Raw genomic sequence first — 17,195 nt, 5'->3', positions numbered from 1 at the left:
CGCGATCGCTAGGTAGCTGAACTCGATTTTCTTTTCGACAACACTACTGAATCGGTTTGTCAATTTGTGCAGCGGTGTCTTCGGCCGATATCAGGTGTCGGGTGGTGTGGAATTCTTAGACAGGCTCTAAGATGGATTATAATTTCAGCCAATGATTCAGCAGGGTTGATGCTCTCCAGAAGTCGCGGTTCGTTCTTCTCACTCACTTGGCAGACTCGCAATAATCGAGTCGGTGAGAGCAGGCTCTAGTCCAGTGTCTCGGTATCCAGCTGCGAGGTTGACATCGACAGCCCAATACTGGCCGTCGTTATCTCTGACGAGGTCAACCCCGACACCCCGAAGGTCGAATCGTTCGACAAGTTCTCGGAGCGACGCTGCAAGTGCTGGCTTGGTCTCTATCTGGCCGATGAAGTGTTTCTCACCGTAGAGCTTCGAGGTGACGCGCCGACCCGCGACGTGTATTTGTGACCCGTCGTTGACGGCATAATACTTGTAATCGACTGGTTCCGTCGGAATCAGTTCCTGATAGAAATCTCCCTCGCCGTTGAGTTCGGGTTCGTCGTTCCAGATGTAGTAGCCTTTAGCGACGTACTCGCCATCAGGTTTCTCGAAGGTGACTTCAGGTGTGAGAAATCCCATCTTCGAAAGCGCTCGAAGACCGACAAGCCGTGAACTGAACAAAATCAACGCCTGCAAATTATTCCACAGCACTGTCCCCGTCCGTCGAGCATGCCTGAGAGTTGGGAGTGCACTCGGGAGTGTCTTCTTGTTAACAATCAACGAGAGGTCGGCGATCTGTTCTGGTGAGAGGGATGATTGGGGATGGAAGAATCGAACCTGAAAGCCTGCACTCCGAAGACGCTCGGCTATGTCGTTGAACACCGGCTTGTGCTTTTGACACAGGATACCGATGCCGCAATTACGTTCCATACGGCTCTACAGTGGTGTTCAAGCGCGAATTTGAATAGCATTCGGGTGTGTGGCGATTTCAGTAACAGACATCACGAATGGGGGATGGCCCAACAGGTGTGAACACACTGGCCAGTCCTATCGACTCAATACGGCGGGCGCATTTATTGGTGCAGGCTGTTTACTATCTCTTGTATGCCTGAAGAAGTCCTGTTCAAATCAGAGAGCAACCAGAGTCGAGAAGAAATTGCATCGTACCTTCGGAAAGTCGCGGATAATCTTGACAGTGGAGATGCTATCACCCTGAAAGCAGGTTCCGAGTCTGTAACGCTGAATCCCCCTGCTCGACCCACCTTCGAAGTCAAAGCTGAACGCGAAGGCCCGGCTGGCAACATGACTGAACGAAGTATCGAGTTCGAACTCGAATGGGACGAGAACGACGGTCAGGAGGGTGGCGGAAGTGGTCCGTTAGAAATCGAGTAGTCACTCCGGACCCACGCTGAGCAGGTGATTCAGGGGAACAGGTCTGGAACAAATATAGCCTCTGTGCTGACTTCACCCTCTGAGTCGGTCACGCGCTTTCTGATAGAAATCGGGAAGGTAATTCAGCGAGTGCTGCATAGAACGCGCGTATCTTGCTCTACGATTCGGTCACTTCGAAATTGCTGTGATCGGTCAATAGAGGGTAATGATCTAACGCCGTGAACCGTTGTTTATGACCTCCACGTCAAGGTCCGAGTGCAAGAGTTCAAGCGTAAGTTCAGCAGTTGGTCTTGCCCCTGACCAACAAACTAATATTCCTGACTTTGCCACGCTTCAGAAGATTTATCATAGAAGTACCATTAAGCCTGCCGGCTACGTATGTAGGAGTCATGAAACGGATCTTAGTTCCGTTGGATGGATCTTCGGAATCTGAAGCGGCCCTCAGGGAAGCGTTCGATCTCTTCCCGGAAGCGAAGATACACGCATTTCACGTCGTTCAGGTCACGGAGTTCCCACAGGACCCAAACAAATCGGTGTACGAACTCGCCGTCGAGAAAGGGAGAGAAATACTCACGCGGGCCGACGAAATCGCGGGCAAACACGATCGGGAGATTGAAACGGCAATGAAGGAAGGCCACGCCGCGAAAACGATCGTAAGATACGCCGAAGAGAAGGATATCGATCACATCGTTATGGGGAGTAGGGGTCGGTCGGGAGCAGTCAGGGTATTGCTTGGGAGCGTCGCCGAGTCCGTTGCACGCCGGGCACCATGTTCCGTCGTGATTGTACGAGAAAATCAGCGATGAGCGCCGGTCTACCGAAGAGCAACGATCTAAGTCGTTCGGCTTTTTGACCGCACTTTTGCTGCATTCAACCTCTATATCTTGCACGCCAGCTGGTAGCAATGTCAGCAGACTTTTTGTTGTTTCACTGGTTGACCCACGGTCCAGTCGAACCCGAACGCCAACCACCGGACGGCTGTCGCACTGATCCAGTTCTACCTCCGGCGTCTGAATTCGAACTTCTCCATGCCGGAAACGTCTATAGAAGTCGATCCGGAGACGTACGACTGGCGGGAGTGGGTTAATGAGTACATCAACGAATCGAAGCGGCTGTTGACCATTCGTCGGAAGAATGTCCTGTTTAAGCATCTGTACCGCTTCGGCGCGAGAACACTTGAGCGGAAACACTCGGTCGAAATCGACTTGACCGCATACAAGCTGGATATGTACCCAAGTGAGGCAAAAATCGTCTATGCGGAGCAGCACGAAGAGCTATGGATCGAGTTCGTTGAGGAGGCCGTCGAACGTGCAGGGTATCCAGACCTGAAGGAAACGCCAGGGCTATCGAAAACAGAGTTCGCTGAAAAGATTCGGAACCTCGACTAAGGAGTGCCGTTAGTCTTGGAGTGTGGCGACTGTTCGGCCCGTTTCTTCGGCCTCTTGGCTCCGCGACATATTGTACGTCGCGAGCGCTTCGTCAACCGCTTCATCAAGACTCATTGGTCAACCTAATTTTGACCTTTCCACCGTATAAACACTTGCATAGCTCAAGACGGGTATCAAACAGCCTCAGTTCACCCCAATCAGTGCTGCTTACGCAGATGTTCTTCCTCACTCCAAAGGGTCCGTTGCCGTCGAACAATTTGTCACCGACCAAAGTCCAAGCAAATGTGAAGGCGTTATTTAGATTTCATCCAGATCATAGCCCCATTCACGGAGAATCTCTGCAATGAGCTCAGGATTCCGCTGTGCGACGACCATCGAAGCTTCCCGGTAATCAGATTTGTACACCTTTTCACCGAGCATCTCTTCAAGCGTATCCTGAAGTTTGTCCTCAGCTTCGAGTACACCTTCACGAAGGAAGTAGGGGACCTGTTCGCGACCTTCGTTTACCTTATCTCGCCGTAATTTGTACGGGATTGAGTCCATCGTCGGTCGCTGATTTTCTGTTTCAGAGGGTGTCGACGACTGTGTACTCTCGTGTTCGTTCTCCAGTTCGGATGCAGATTTATTGGCGTCTTCGTCGTTCTCTGCCCGGAGCGTATCTTGTTCCTGCTCAGTAGACTGGTCGGCGTCGCTATCTGAGTCGTCAAGACCGGCATCTCGTGAACCAGATTTGAGTCCCATTATGCAGTCACCTCTGGAATTTCAAGCCCTGCTTCCCGTTCTAGATGACGAGCCAGTTCGTCAAATTGGTCGAGTGTCTCGATTTCGTAGTCGCGCTTTCGGCTCCGATGCTCCTCAACGTATTTGTAGGGGCTACACTGCTGTTTCCAGCACCCTTCCATCAGAGACCCACGTTCGCCAATTACTACGGGGACTGAGAATCCGCTCTCGCGAAGATCCGCCAGAATTTCTTTTTGATCACGTGTGTCTTTATATCCAATCGGGAGGACTGCAAGCACCCCGACATCAATATCAATACTTTCCTCTAGACCGTCAACGAGATCGTCGAGACCTTCAATCGATTCTTGGCCCTTTGCAGTTGTCTCAAATGGAATGACAACGTTCCGGACTGCAACTAATGCATTGTACAGAATTGGGCCTGCCTTGCCTGCAGAGTCCACGATGACGACGTCGTACTTATCGCGAACGTTTGCCTCACTGAGAACTCGATGGAGTTGATGGTACATACTGTAGGACTCACCGAAATTCTCAGCCTGATCTTTTTCATTTAGGAGGAACTCGTGGAGGTCCTCAAGCATATTATGTGATGGAATGAGGTCAATTCCCTCTTCGACCTCGATAGCTAGATCGTGGAATTGTCCTTTTGGACGCCCGACGAGATGTCGGACTAGATTGTCGACGTTCGGATCTCCACGGTCGTAATCAGGACCGAAAAAATAGGTGAGACTGCCGTTCTGTGTATCCATGTCGATTACGAGAACATCATGTCCCGCGCGTGCGTGACTCGCTGCGAGTGTGGCTGCAGTGGTCGTTTTTCCGACCCCTCCCGCCTCTGAAACGGGTGCATAAGTGAGCATTATAGGAGATAGTGAGAAGCTATGAATATAAATCTAAGTCAGACATTGTAGCTATACAACCAAACCATATGATATAGCTATATATCACAGCTATACTGTTCAGCTATAGTCAATGGCTACACTTCCATGTGCAAGAACACCATTATGGTATGACTATAAACTATAGTTGAATATTATAGCTATAATTAATAGCGATTTTTTTGCAGAACATCTACTGAGATGCTGATTGAGTTATCGCGCCGTCTACTGGGCGTGGCAGTTTTCGATCCGCGGCGGCAGTCACCAGACCGACGACTCGGTATCAATCCGTGTCGCCCTACACGAACGACGATCAGACTTAAACCCACTGTAGTCTCAAACTCCTACAACTTCGGAGGATGATTTTGATGTGTATTTTTATTTCACGTCTACTATTACGAAACCGGAAACTAATTTTGAACGTTAGTGCTGCCGTTGAATGATGAGTTGTTGTTCTGTGGGCGGCTGTGATTCGCCACGATGTCCAGGAAAAGGGTTTTCGACGGCTTCCCAGCCACTGTCCCATTCCTCATCGTCGACCAGGCAGTCGGTGAGGCCATCAGTGATGGCTGTATGGTCCATCCCCGATCCGATGAATACGAGTGCTGTTTCACGGTCACCCCACTCGGCGTCCCAGTTCAACGTCGGCCGTCGCTCGCGGCAGGTTTCCTGTTGATCCTCCGGCAGACTGGCCACCCATCGGCCGTTGACCGTGACGTGGATCTCAGGACCGGCTTGGCTCAGATCGAGGGCGTACCGCTCGCGGCCAGCAACCCACAGGTGTCCCTTGGCCCGAATGACGGCTTCAGGGAACGATCTGAGCCACTCCACAAACCGTTCGGAGTGGAACGGCCGCTGACGCTCGAAGACGAACGAGTCGATGCCGAACTCTTCGGGTGGATGGCGGTGGTCGTGCTCGTCGGTATCCTTGTGAGCGTGACCATGTGCGTCCGTCTGCTCGTGGTCGCTCGACAGTTCCTGTTTCCAGCGGGCAGCAGCCTGCGCCTCGGTCGCATCGAACCTGCCCGTCCCGAGGACGTTTTCGGGGTCGACGGCCCCGCCGGTGGTCCGGATGATGTCGACGCCGGGGTGGAGCGTTTCAAAAACGTCTTCCACAGCCGATCGCTCGGCGTCCGAAACGAGATCACACTTGTTGAGCACCACCACGTCACAAAACTCGACCTGTTCGGCCAGCAGTTCCGACAGCGACCGTGTTCCGTCCTCAGTCGCTGTCACAGCCTCCCCCTCGACGAACACGCGATGGAACTGGGCGGCGTCGACGACAGTGGCGATCGTATCGAGATCGTAGAGCGTCGATGCGCGTGCGGGGCTGACAAACCGCTTGGCGATGGGTACCGGGTCGCTAATTCCCGAGGGCTCGATCACGAGATAGTCGAACGACTGCTCCATGGCGAGCCGGATCAGTTCTCGATCCAACTCACTTTGGAGGCCACAGCAGATACACCCGTTCGAGAGTTCGGTGACACCGTCTTCCATCGAGAGTTCGGAGCCGCTTTCGATGAGATCGGCGTCGATATTGATCTCGCCGATATCGTTGACGAGAACGGCAATGTCGTGCTGTTCGCCAGCTTCGGTCAACAGATGATTAACAAGTGTCGTCTTGCCAGCACCGAGGCCACCGCTGAGGACCGTGACTGGCCGCTGTTTGTCGAGGCCCATCAGTCGTCGGCCAGTGCCAGTTCGCGTTGGTCATCGGGACCGAACGGGTCGGGATAGTGTTCCCAGTCGGCGTCCATCTCTTTGTCCGACAGCAAACAGTCCTCCAGCCGGTCGACAAGCGCGTCTTCGTCATGCCCACGGCCAATGAACACCAGTTGGATGCCCCGGTCGCCCCACTGGTCGTCCCAGTCTTCTTTGATTCCGGGCCGGGCGGCGAAGTACCGCTCCTGTTCGGCCTTTGGGAGGGTGGCGAGCCACGTCCCGCTGGGTCCTGCCCGTACCGATTGGCCCGCTTTATCGACGCCCATAGCGACGTCCTCACGGCCAGCCGACCAGAAGAATCCCTTTGCCCGGATGATTTCGTCCGGGAGATCGGCCAACAACGTGGCGATTCGCTCAGGATGGAACGGGCGGTCAGCCTCGAAGACGAACGAGCCGACGCCGTGTTCCTCGGCGGCGGCCTCGTGATGGTGGCCCTCCTGAAGCTCGCGTTTCCATCCAGCCGACTGACTCGCCCGGTCGAAATCGAAGCGGCCCGTATCGAGGATTTCGTCAGGGTCGACGCGACCGTGTTCGGTCCGGATGATCTTCGCTCGTGGCTGGAGCGTCCGTAGAACGGCTTCAATCTCGTCGAGTTCGTCTTCGGGCACCAGATCACATTTGTTGAGCAGGAGGACGTCACAGAACTCGATCTGGTCCATGAGTGCCTCCTCGGGGACGCGGTTATCCTGCGGTGCCACGGCGTCGTCAGTGAGAGCTTGTCCTGACTCGAACCCTTGCCAGAAGCTATGGGCGTCAAGGACGGTTACCATCGTGTCCAGTTCGTAGACGCCAGTCGGGTCGAACTCGGCGTCCTCGAAGCCACGGGCGAACGTCTGGGCGACCGGGATCGGCTCGCTGATTCCCGACGACTCCACGACGAGGTAGTCGAATTCACGCTCTTCGGCCAGCCGACCCACCTCGTCAAGCATATCGCCACGAAGCCGACAACAAATACAGCCGTTCGACATCTCGATGATCTCCTCGTCGCCCGAGAGTTCGGATTCCTGCTCGACGAGTTCGGCGTCGACGTTGACCTCGCCCATATCGTTGACCAGGACCGCAGCATTGAGCTCCTGATCAGTCGTCAGCACGTGGTTCAGTGTAGTCGTTTTTCCTGCACCGAGGCTGCCGCTCAGAATCGTTACCGGTATTGCTGACTCTATTGATAGCATGATCAGTTATCAATCTAAAGCCTAAAAATATTAATATTTAGTTTCTTTGAGGTAGTATTTAGTAAAAATGCAGTCAGCGACGACGATTTCCTGCTTCAATAGACGCGGTAAATCACCGACAGCGTTTACTAGTATGGCTCTTCCCTAACTGAGCGAAACAACAATCAGATCAGCGATCTTGGTACTAATTAGCGTGCAAGATGCAAGACGCATATCTTGCATTTACGAATACTGCACTCTCAATCGGTAATACCCAGCAGTTCGTCGACAGCGACCGCCGTTCACCTGACGATAGCGTCCCAGTCTGAGCAATGAAGAATACTCCTACCCGAGCAGAAACTCATACTCTTCGGGGAGCTACGGATCTACAGGCGGAGCAGGCCGAGTGCCTCGGGGCTTGACCCCGGGGCGGTTCACCAGCCATACTGATAGTTTGCGATAGTATAGACGAGATAGAACCGCTTGCAACAGCTAAAGTCGATGAGTGTATTCGTTTTGACACTACCTGCTCAAGTATTGCAGTACGTTGTATACTCTGCATCAAATTCTCGAGGCGGTGGTTGCTGGAATTGTGAACCCATATCCTTCGATATATAGGGGTCTTCCAACACGGTCAACAATCCCTTGAATTTGGATAGATCACCAGTTTCGAGATACTCATCGAGCGCCTTTTCAACCAGGTAGTTACGGGGGATATACCGCGGATTGGCTTCCTGCATCGACTCCTCATCTAGGCCGACAGCAGCCAATTTATTCCGAAGCTGTTCGAATTCTGTAGTTGCAAACACTGGATCATCAAACGTACCAGGCGTCTCTAATTCAAGGAACGTGTTGGTATAGTCTGCGTTCGATTTGCGAAGCCACTCCAGGAATTCATCGACGAGTTCTTCCCCGTCATCTGAGATGATCCCCAGCTTCTTCCGCATCATCGTGTAGTATTGCTCATCAAATCTATCCTCAAATTCGTCTAGTTTGACTTCGAGTTCATGTAGTTGGATAGCAGTTCCTTCATTCAAAAACGACCGTCTATGACGCTCTATCGTCGAATTTTGTGTCTGATATCATATATAACTAGATTCTATTTTTATATCACTATATTGAGCGTGTATTTATACCGGCTAAATTTACGATTGGTCAATAGAAACTCGCCTTAGAAAATATTAGCCGACGTACGTCCATCATTCCAAAATGACAATTTTGAGCTACCCCTACGCTGTCTTGCGATTAGAAACCTGCTATCCAACTACGAGTTCATCATACGTCAGTACAGATTGTGCACACAGGGGTTGGAGTGTCTCAGCGAACCGCTCAAGATTCCACCGCAAGATGGGTCGCTGGTTCCCGAATGCATATCGCCCGTGCTTATCGATCGAGCTGAAGACCGTCTCCTCATCGTAGTAATTCATGAAGGCACAGGGTCCGTAATCAAATGTTTCTCCATTGACACTCATGTTATCCGTATTCATGACGCCATGGATGAATCCGACACGCAGCCAGTCAACAACCATCTCGATCGACGACTGCATGACCGCATCGAAGAAGTCCAGATATTTTCGATCCTTTGCATTTAGCTGTGAGTAGTGCCTGTCGATAACATAGTCAGTGAATCGGTGTAGTTCGTCGGATGCTCGGCCTGCAACATACTGGAAGGTCCCGTATCGAATGTGGCTGTTCATCACTCGAACGAGGACGGCTCCAGGTTCTGTCCGTCGTCGTTTGACTGCTTCGTCGGTCTCGAGGACTGCCAGACTTCTCGATGTTTTGATGTTTAGATTCTGCATCGCATATGAATACAGATACTCTCTGAGCATCGAGCTGACAGTTGCGTTGCCATCGCCTCTTCCGGAGTACGGCGTTCGACCAGCCCCTTTCAGTTGAATATCGTATCTCTTGCCATCGTGTACATGTTCGCCGAGTATCATCGCTCTTCCATCGCCCAAGACGGTAAAATTCCCATACTGGTGGCCTGCATATGCCTGAGCGATTGGTTCTTCTAGAAGGTCCTGACCTGCCAGCATTTCGGCAGTGAGATTCGCTGTATCCAATCCTAGATCAACACATAGCTCGTCATTACGAACTAAAACCTCGGGAGTATCGATACTTTTCGGCGTTACTTTCGAATAGAGGTTTGAGCCCAAATTTTTGTAAGTGGTGTTAAATGAAAAGGTCATTTAGTTCAATATAGTATCGCTTCGTTTGTGTTAATAATCTTGTTTTTGAAAATATTGCCAGTTTTCATTTATTGTTCTGGTCAGCCATCTGTAGATGCACCCGCGTTCAGATGGTGGCACAACAAGTGCATCACAAACTATCCGGAGGAGTCACCTGACGATGTATGAGGTTCGACAGCACGCGTTGTTCAATCTTGGACGCGCAACCTGATACTCGCTGATGGGTGCGCTCTTCGGGGCACTCGGTGCGCTTTTGTTTGTGACTAGTGATGAACTTGCTGCAGTCGCGGATATTGTTCGCGGTATCGTCGGAATTATAATTGGTTTGTCATTATTTTCGCCGGAACAAAGTACGTCCTTGGTGGCTCTGGTGGAATACAGGTACCTGGTGTCGGATGGGCAACGAACTGGCTTGGAGCACGGATTCACCGCCTTGTGAATAGTCCCAGTATTTTTGCGCTTGGGGCAATCCACGCGTTGTTACCCTGTCCAATGTTGTATCCGGCATAGTTATTTACATTTGCAACTAGATCACCAATTTCAGGAGCAATTGCACTGGGGGCCCTGGGAATAGGAACAATCCCGGCAGTGTTCCTGTACGGAACGGTGATTGAGTCAGTCGATGTCAGCCACCGAAAGCGGCTTCACCGGTTACTTGGTGTCGCTTTCGTCGCTCTCGGCTACATTCTGTTCGCACATGGTCTAATGGCACTGGGGTATCACATACCTCACCCACATCTTCCGCACTACAATCCACTGATGGATGACTAAGTAATGCTTACAGATTGCATTAATGACTCTGTTTACAAATCGTAGTCAATCGGTGAAAAATAAGCTACAGATAGAATTCGTCTCAAGCAGCCGTTGGCCACAATAAACCGTCGACTCTTACGGGGCGGCATACATACATCAGCTATGACCGACGAAATGGACGTTCCAGCCGAGCCACGATCTGCCGTCGACGCATTGGCCGACCACCTGACTGCAACCGCTGACAGACCGGTGCCGCCGGCGACTAATCGCTGGCTCGGCGAAGCCGAAGCTGTCGCCCGTGACGCTACTAGTGAGGGTCTCGACAGTCCTACCCGACGCAAACGTGTCCAGCAGGTAGCAGACCTACTTGAATCGGCTGACGAGACGGGCGATGAGGTTGCCGATCGTCATATTGAAGCTGCCATCGAATGTTGTCAAGCCTTTCTCAATAATAATTCATTTGGATAGTATCATAACAAAAATAAAAGTAGGAGTTCTAGTAAAATATAATGAGTAATCATATGCCGCAGATACAATCACCTACTGACCTCTGAGTTTCCAAGAGTATGACTAGGTGTCATCCCGTACCGACACCATTAGAAGTCGACAAAGCCACTAAGCGTGTAAGGTATCTACTGGGGACACTGCACCGACGTTTACCCGAATTGAGGCACTAAGGCCCCTTCCTCAAGGAGCGACCGAAGAGAGCGAGTAGGGAGGAGATACAGTGCCGCACAGTTCTCACGCACTTCTCGGTAGCAGTCTCACAGCCCCACGAAATCGCAACAACTATACGCATAAATACGCATAATGCGTATGTAATGAGGCGGAAGAACATCACCATCCGTGAAGACCAAGCCGAGTGGGTCGAAGAAAACCACCTCAATCTCTCGTCGTTCGTTCGCGGGAAACTTGACGAACTTATTGAAGAACGGTCGTAGATGAACTACAACTACAGGTATCGACTCCGACCGTCCGACGCTCTCGCAGAACAGTTAGCGTGGACTGTCGATACCTGTAGGCAGGTCTACAACCACTTCCTTCACCGACTCAACCGCACCGACGACACCTCAGCATACAGCGAACAGAAACTCCTGCCGAGCCTCAAGAAGTGGTGGAACGACCTGAAACAAGTTCACTCGAAAGTTCTTCAGAAGGTCGTACAACGGCTGTACGATAACCTCTCAACGCTCCGAGGGCGAAAAGAGAACGGCTACCGCGTCGGGACGCTCAACTGGAAAGCACCGAGCGAGTACCGCAGTTTCACCTACAGTCAATCCGGCTTCAAGCTCAAGAACACGAGCGGTCAGACTCGACTGTGGCTCTCGAAACTCGGTGAAATCCCCATCACCTTCCACCGCGACCTCCCCGATGACGCCGAAATCAAGACTGTCACGGTCAAGCAGGAACCGACCGGGGAGTGGTATGCCATCTTCGGAGTTGAGACGCCCGAAGACCCACCGGAGAAACCCGAGAATCCTGAGAAATGCGTGGGAATCGACGTAGGCATTCTCAAGTACACCCACGACACAGACGGAACCGCCGTCGAATCCCTTGACCTGTCTGATGAGCGCGAGCGGTTAGAACACGCACAACGCGACCTCTCGCGGAAGGAACACGGGTCTGCGAATTGGGAGAAACAGCGTCGAATCGTGGCCGAACGTCACGCCGATTTGAAACGGAAGCGTCGCGATTATCTCCACAAGCTCTCGAACTACTACGCTCGGGAGTACGACTTCGTAGCGGTCGAAGACCTCGACGCGAAGGGCTTGGTCGAGCTACCGGGGAACTCACGGAACCGCGCAGGAGCGGCGTGGGGGATGTTCCTACGACTGCTCGAATACAAGTGCGACCGCGAAGGGACGCAGTTCGTCGCGGTCAATCCGAGAGGGACGACCAAAGAGTGCGCATCCTGCGGCGTTTCGAGCGACAAGCCGTTATGGGTCCGTGAACACTCGTGTCCGGCGTGTGGGTTTGAGACAGACAGGGACGCGAACGCGGCGTGGAACATCCTTTCTCGCGGTATCAAGAAGCGGTTAGGAGCGGGACGCTCCGAATCAACGCCTGTGGAGACTACACTCCCTACGGACACCGTTTCGGTATCTGCAAAGTGCGTCATGGAAGCAGGAAGCCCCATCACCAGAAGTCGCAGACTTCTGGTTAGCAGTCAGAACTCAGAGAGTTCTGACGACACCCTCAAGCGTGAGCCGTCAGGCGAGCGATAGGGTGGGGTAGTTCACTGACGCCAAAGTCGACGTCCCCAGACCACCCATCAGGCCAGAATTCTGACTGAGGAAATTGCCAGTCAGTGGCAGGTAGTAACCACCCTTTCTTGAGCAGGGCAACCGTAACCGACCCACCAATCATCGGTGCGATTACTGAGGGCAGTTCTGGGCCGACAAACACTGCGGTTACCACAAACGGGATAATAAACGCAAAGCCAGCGAATACAGCAAGCGGAACGATCGGTTTGATCGGAGCAAGTGATCGGCCGTTTGTATCGCCGAAGAAGTACACCACCATCGAAACAGTGACTAGTGGAACAAACACGCCTGGTAGCAAATGGTACAATCCGGCAAGACTGGAAACCTCCGCGGCGAATGCTGCGGCTTCAGCAGCCGAAACACCGTCGACAGAGCCGATAGACTCTGAGACACTGGGTCGGATCGGAACTCCTACGGCTCCAAACGTGGTGGCGATTGCATGGCCAACGAGTGCAGCGACAACGGCTGCCAATGGCGGAAACCCGAGGCCAACTAACAGGGGTGCAGCAATCGCTGCTGGCGTGCCGAAGCCTGCAACACCGGTAAGAAACGTTGTCAGGAAGAAACCAACAAGGATCGTCTGAACGCGGTGGTCTTGACTAATTGATTCGAATTCATCGGTGATCCGCTCTATTGCACCTGCCTGTTCTAAGGTGTAGAGGAGCACAAGCGCACCAAAGACAATCCACAGGATTTCGAGTGCAAGGATGACACCCCACATTGATGTCGCTGCAATCCAGTTGAGCGGCATATTCCATACGAACACACCGACAGCGACCGCAGAGAGCCATGCGACAGGCATCGCTTTGGTAGCTGGCCACAATGCTCCAACAAGCAGTACTGCCGCGATCACCAGTGGAAGTGCTGCTGTGACGGTGGTAACTGTGTCCGTCATGTTATATTATTCCCCGAGTCAAACCTATCATGAGATTTACTGCAGTATGCAGAATCCATAATAGACAATAACGCACAAATTGTAATCATTTCTGTATACTATTTTTAGATTTTGAAGATAAAATAGGTTTTTATGTAATTGATTTTGCACAAACTGATTAAATAGTATGGATGTGAAAATTCATTTCTTGTTGTCTAGAAATCACCACGTAAATGTGATTATACTGACACGCGTAGAAGACACTCAGAATATACTGCGTGAGAATCCGATCAGCAGGTACTGCAGAACGTGCTAACTGTGCGTCGTATCAGGACGAATCTTCTTCGATTGATTGCACTGCGTCGACAATCCCGGTGCCGAGTGATAGTGAGGTGCCATTTGCTAACTCAAACATATACATACTGCCAACAAACTCGTACTCAACAACGGGTAGCTCTTTGACCTGTTCACCGTTGTAACTCTCACTTTCTGTGAGGATCGCTGTGAAATTTGGTTTTTCAGCCATACTGATAGTCAGCCCTCGATAGTCATAAAAATTTCATTATGGGCGCAATTATACGATTTGCTCGCCGTCATCGTCGTACACACGAATCGCATCAACAGGACAGACACGAGCTGCGTACTGGGCGTCAAACTCTTCACCGTCGGGTATCTCAGCGACGAAAATATCGTCGTCAGTTTCTTCGCTGTTCAGTAAGTCGGCTTTCCCTGCGTCGAGGTCTTTCTCAAAGCCATCCCATTCGTCGACACATTGGAACATGCCAATGCAGGTATCGCGGTCAAATTCAATTTTCATGGTGTCTCTTTGTTTGTATCGTACTCGCTAAGTGGATGTATCAGGCTCTGTAGCCTCTAGAACTTCTCGATATCGTAGTCTGATTGTGACTTCGCTCACATTAGCAACTTTAGAGATGTCGGGCTGGATGATCGATTCACCAGTAAGACGTGAAGCAGCGTAGAGCGCAGCAGCTGCAATGCCAGCGGGATGCTTTCCACTGTGTACTCCTTTCTCTGTAGCTTCTTCGATCAGTTTGCGAGCATAGTGTTCCGTCTCGTTCGTACAGTCGAGTTGCGATGCGAACCGTCCAACGTACTCCATCGGATGTGACGGTGGTATTTGTAGGCCTAACTCACGAGAGATGTATCGATACGTCCGTTCAATATCCAATTTGTCGACACGACTCACCTCTGTGAGTTCATCAATCGTTCGTGAGATTCCATTGGTTCGAGTCGCAGCATACAACGCGCAGGTAGCTACCGATTCTATTGACCGACCAGGCAGTAGGTCTTCATCTAGAGCCCGTCGATAGATCACACTGGCAGTCTCTCGACTCGGGTCAGGAACGCCGAGTGCCGAAGCCATACGATCGATCTCTCCAAGCGCTCGTTTCAAATTTCGACCCTTCGAGTCCTGCGTCCGGTATCGCTCGTCCCACGTGCGAAGACGGCTCATTTTTTGTCGCTTACGTGCTGATAATGCGTTTCCATGAGCGTCCTTGTCGCGCCATCCGATGCTTGTGGTTAGGCCTTTATCGTGCCTCCGTTGTGTGGTCGGCATACCAACGCGAGAGGCACTTTCTCCTTGATCGGAATTGAACGTTCGCCACTCTGGCCCGCGGTCGATCGTCTGTTTAGAAACGACTAGTCCACAGTCCGAACAGATCGTTTCATCTGTATCACTATCTTGTATGAGCTGTCCAGAGCATTCTGGACACTCGTTGTGTTTCAGAGCCTTGTGTGATCGATCGAACCGAGAGACATCATTTGACCCCGACATTCTGGTTGTGTTTAGCTGTTCGTTCGCCATTGTCTGATCTTGTGGTTAGCTGTATAACTCTCAAATCGTCTCTGTTCACTGTGGTATCTTCACCCATTCAAAATAAGTTTTGTGACTACAAATAGTTTCTAATAATCTACGAAGAAACTATTACTGATTACTAAAAGGCGTTCGCTGCCCACATATATTTATTGTTATGAATCAAACAGCAACTGATGAGCTCAAACGAAAGGCTGCAGGAGACGGACACCGAAGCTCGATTCGAGTTCAAAAAGGAGGAAGCCTCTGCGTTCAAAACGGAGAAGGGACTAACAGAGGAGACGATTCGCGTTATTTCCGAGGATAAGGACGAGCCAGAGTGGATGTTGCAGCGCCGACTCCGCGCGCTGGAGCACTTCCAGAATATGCCGATGCCAACTGACTGGCCGAACGGCCCCGATCTTTCAGAGGTTGATGTCAACGAGATCGTCCCGTACATCCGCCCGGATATCGATGCGCGTGGCGGCGTCGACGACTGGACGGACCTACCCAAGGATATCAAGGATACCTTTGACAAGCTCGGTATCCCAGAAGCCGAAAAGAACGCGCTCTCAGGGGTCGGTGCGCAGTATGAATCCGAGATTGTCTACCAGAACATGCAGGAACAGTGGGAAGAAAAAGGCGTGATCTTCTGTGACATGGACAAAGCCGTCCAGGAGCACGAGGAGATCGTCAAAGAGTACTTCATGACGAAGGCGGTTCCACCGAGCGACAACAAGTTCGCAGCGCTCCACGGTGCGATATGGTCCGGCGGCTCCTTTGTGTACGTGCCTGAGGATACCCACGTCGAGATGCCGATTCAGGCGTACTTCCGAATGAACTCGGAAGGAATGGGCCAGTTCGAACACACAATGATTATCGCTGAGAAAGGATCGGAAGTCCATTATATCGAGGGCTGTTCGGCACCCAAATACTCGGCGTTCAACCTCCACGCAGGCGGTGTTGAAGTGTTCGTCAAAGAGAACGCCCACGTTCAGTACTCGACGGTTCAGAACTGGTCGAAGAGTACCTACAACCTCAACACGAAGCGAGCAATCGCCGAAAAGAACGGGCGCATGGAGTGGATTTCGGGCTCGATGGGCTCGAAAGCCACCATGCTGTATCCGTCGACGATTCTGAAAGGCCGTGGTGCCTCCGACAACCACATCACCATCGCGTTCGCAGGCGAGGGTCAGAACATCGACACCGGGGCGAAAGTCTACCACAACGCTCCTGAGACGAAGTCGACTGTCGAGTCCAAGTCGATTTCGAAAGACGGCGGCCGAACAAACTACCGTGGGCTCGTCCACATCGCCGACGGTGCCGAGAATTCCTCGACGGCCGTCGAGTGTGACGCGCTGATGTTCGATAACGACTCCACGTCGGATACCATGCCGTACATGGAGATCAACGAATCACAGGTCGACGTCGCTCACGAGGCCACTGTCGGCAAGATCGGTGACGAGGATATCTTCTATCTGCAGAACCGCGGCCTAGATGACGACGACGCCAAACAGATGATCGTCTCTGGGTTCATCGAACCCTTAACAGAGGAACTGCCTATCGAGTACGCAGTTGAACTCAATCGCCTGGTCGAACTCGAGATGGAAGGCAGTCTCGGCTAATCCAATACATATCCAGAACTGAACAGCGACCATTGGTGCCTTGCTGTTCTGTTTACCCAATCATATCATCTTATGACAATCATACCACTTGACTGTCTGCAGTGTGGAGCTGAATACACCTACATTGGTGCAGGACCGCACGGATCAGAGTGTCCCGACTGTGGGTCGAGGTGTGTCTCTCCAGTTGGCGAACTACGAATCACCGATAACGACTACTGGTCAGTAGCCAATGGAACGGGTGAGCTTCGGGTTCATACCGTCGACGAACATGAGCAGTTGCCTCGTTGCGCCGCTAATTAATCGCACTCTCGGTGCTTTCTCCGTCCAGTTTCCGTGAAAGTTGTATGCAATTGGACGCCTTCTGTCGATATGAAGTCGAAGCGGTCAACAATACGACAGTGT

General features: G+C 51.8%; 16 protein-coding genes and 2 pseudogenes. 7 read left to right on the top strand and 11 right to left on the bottom strand.

Features of this window, described 5'->3' with window-relative positions; all coding sequences use genetic code 11:
• Window positions 1-198: 198 nt before the first annotated feature.
• Window positions 199-930 carry an ATP-grasp domain-containing protein gene (locus tag O2S87_RS14850; RefSeq protein WP_475409558.1) on the bottom strand — a complete coding sequence of 244 codons (732 nt, stop codon included), beginning with the start codon at window positions 928-930 and terminating at the stop codon, window positions 199-201.
• Between the two features lie 174 nt (window positions 931-1,104).
• Here O2S87_RS14850 and O2S87_RS14845 point away from each other — a divergent pair, with 174 nt between their 5' ends.
• The 3 genes and pseudogenes from O2S87_RS14845 to O2S87_RS14835 all read left to right on the top strand — a co-directional run.
• Window positions 1,105-1,392 (top strand): amphi-Trp domain-containing protein, encoded by a 288-nt coding sequence (locus tag O2S87_RS14845; RefSeq protein ID WP_475409557.1) that lies wholly within the window; start codon window positions 1,105-1,107, stop codon window positions 1,390-1,392.
• A 389-nt stretch (window positions 1,393-1,781) separates the two neighbouring features.
• Window positions 1,782-2,198, top strand: coding sequence for a universal stress protein (locus O2S87_RS14840; protein ID WP_475409556.1), 417 nt, complete (start codon window positions 1,782-1,784; stop codon window positions 2,196-2,198).
• Between the two features lie 150 nt (window positions 2,199-2,348).
• Window positions 2,349-2,780 (top strand): annotated as a pseudogene (locus O2S87_RS14835) (DUF8172 family protein); the annotation flags it as partial.
• 297 nt (window positions 2,781-3,077) lie between these two features.
• On the opposite strand, the gene O2S87_RS14830 reads toward O2S87_RS14835, so the two are convergent.
• The 6 genes from O2S87_RS14830 to O2S87_RS14805 form a co-directional block, all read right to left on the bottom strand.
• Complete coding sequence (locus O2S87_RS14830; RefSeq protein ID WP_475409555.1) at window positions 3,078-3,521, bottom strand: DUF7970 domain-containing protein; 444 nt, start codon at window positions 3,519-3,521, stop codon at window positions 3,078-3,080.
• Complete coding sequence (locus O2S87_RS14825; protein ID WP_475409554.1) at window positions 3,521-4,378, bottom strand: ParA family protein; 858 nt, start codon at window positions 4,376-4,378, stop codon at window positions 3,521-3,523. Before O2S87_RS14825 ends, O2S87_RS14830 begins: the two co-directional genes overlap by 1 nt.
• Before the next feature lie 441 nt (window positions 4,379-4,819).
• The gene (locus tag O2S87_RS14820; RefSeq protein WP_475409553.1) at window positions 4,820-6,076 is read right to left on the bottom strand and encodes a CobW family GTP-binding protein; all 1,257 of its coding nucleotides are present in this window, start codon (window positions 6,074-6,076) and stop codon (window positions 4,820-4,822) included.
• Window positions 6,076-7,290, bottom strand: a complete 1,215-nt coding sequence (locus tag O2S87_RS14815) for a GTP-binding protein (protein WP_475409552.1) — start codon at window positions 7,288-7,290, stop codon at window positions 6,076-6,078. The genes O2S87_RS14820 and O2S87_RS14815 overlap by 1 nt, the downstream gene beginning before the upstream one ends.
• 509 nt (window positions 7,291-7,799) lie before the next feature.
• Window positions 7,800-8,306: a protein adenylyltransferase SelO family protein gene (locus O2S87_RS14810; RefSeq protein ID WP_475409551.1), complete on the bottom strand. Its 507-nt coding sequence runs from the start codon at window positions 8,304-8,306 to the stop codon at window positions 7,800-7,802.
• A 219-nt stretch (window positions 8,307-8,525) separates the two neighbouring features.
• Window positions 8,526-9,461 carry a protein adenylyltransferase SelO family protein gene (locus O2S87_RS14805; RefSeq protein WP_475409550.1) on the bottom strand — a complete coding sequence of 312 codons (936 nt, stop codon included), beginning with the start codon at window positions 9,459-9,461 and terminating at the stop codon, window positions 8,526-8,528.
• A 94-nt stretch (window positions 9,462-9,555) separates the two neighbouring features.
• Between O2S87_RS14805 and O2S87_RS14800 the strand changes: the two are divergent.
• From O2S87_RS14800 to O2S87_RS14790, 3 genes and pseudogenes are all read left to right on the top strand, one after another.
• Window positions 9,556-10,232: pseudogene (locus O2S87_RS14800) on the top strand (sulfite exporter TauE/SafE family protein).
• Between the two features lie 144 nt (window positions 10,233-10,376).
• The gene (locus O2S87_RS14795) at window positions 10,377-10,682 is read left to right on the top strand and encodes a DUF8152 family protein (RefSeq protein ID WP_475409549.1); all 306 of its coding nucleotides are present in this window, start codon (window positions 10,377-10,379) and stop codon (window positions 10,680-10,682) included.
• 473 nt (window positions 10,683-11,155) lie between these two features.
• Complete coding sequence (locus O2S87_RS14790) at window positions 11,156-12,439, top strand: RNA-guided endonuclease InsQ/TnpB family protein (protein ID WP_475409548.1); 1,284 nt, start codon at window positions 11,156-11,158, stop codon at window positions 12,437-12,439.
• Here O2S87_RS14790 and O2S87_RS14785 read toward each other — a convergent pair.
• The 4 genes from O2S87_RS14785 to O2S87_RS14770 form a co-directional block, all read right to left on the bottom strand.
• Complete coding sequence (locus O2S87_RS14785) at window positions 12,411-13,373, bottom strand: L-lactate permease (protein WP_475409547.1); 963 nt, start codon at window positions 13,371-13,373, stop codon at window positions 12,411-12,413. The genes O2S87_RS14790 and O2S87_RS14785 overlap by 29 nt on opposite strands.
• 307 nt (window positions 13,374-13,680) lie before the next feature.
• Window positions 13,681-13,878: a hypothetical protein gene (locus O2S87_RS14780; RefSeq protein ID WP_475409546.1), complete on the bottom strand. Its 198-nt coding sequence runs from the start codon at window positions 13,876-13,878 to the stop codon at window positions 13,681-13,683.
• A gap of 48 nt (window positions 13,879-13,926) precedes the next feature.
• Entirely contained in the window at window positions 13,927-14,169 is a 243-nt protein-coding gene (locus O2S87_RS14775; protein WP_475409545.1) for a ferredoxin, read from the bottom strand.
• Window positions 14,170-14,196: 27 nt separating this feature from the next.
• On the bottom strand, window positions 14,197-15,150 hold the full coding sequence (locus tag O2S87_RS14770; protein WP_475409559.1) for a transcription initiation factor IIB: 954 nt from the start codon (window positions 15,148-15,150) through the stop codon (window positions 14,197-14,199).
• Window positions 15,151-15,365: 215 nt separating this feature from the next.
• On the opposite strand from O2S87_RS14770, the gene sufB reads away from it, so the two are divergent.
• Complete coding sequence (gene sufB / locus O2S87_RS14765; protein WP_475409544.1) at window positions 15,366-16,793, top strand: Fe-S cluster assembly protein SufB; 1,428 nt, start codon at window positions 15,366-15,368, stop codon at window positions 16,791-16,793.
• Window positions 16,794-17,195: the final 402 nt, after the last annotated feature.

The organism is Halohasta sp. A2, from assembly GCF_056175805.1.
The sequence above is the reverse complement of the archived record's forward strand: the minus strand, read 5'-3'. Positions and strand labels throughout refer to the sequence as shown.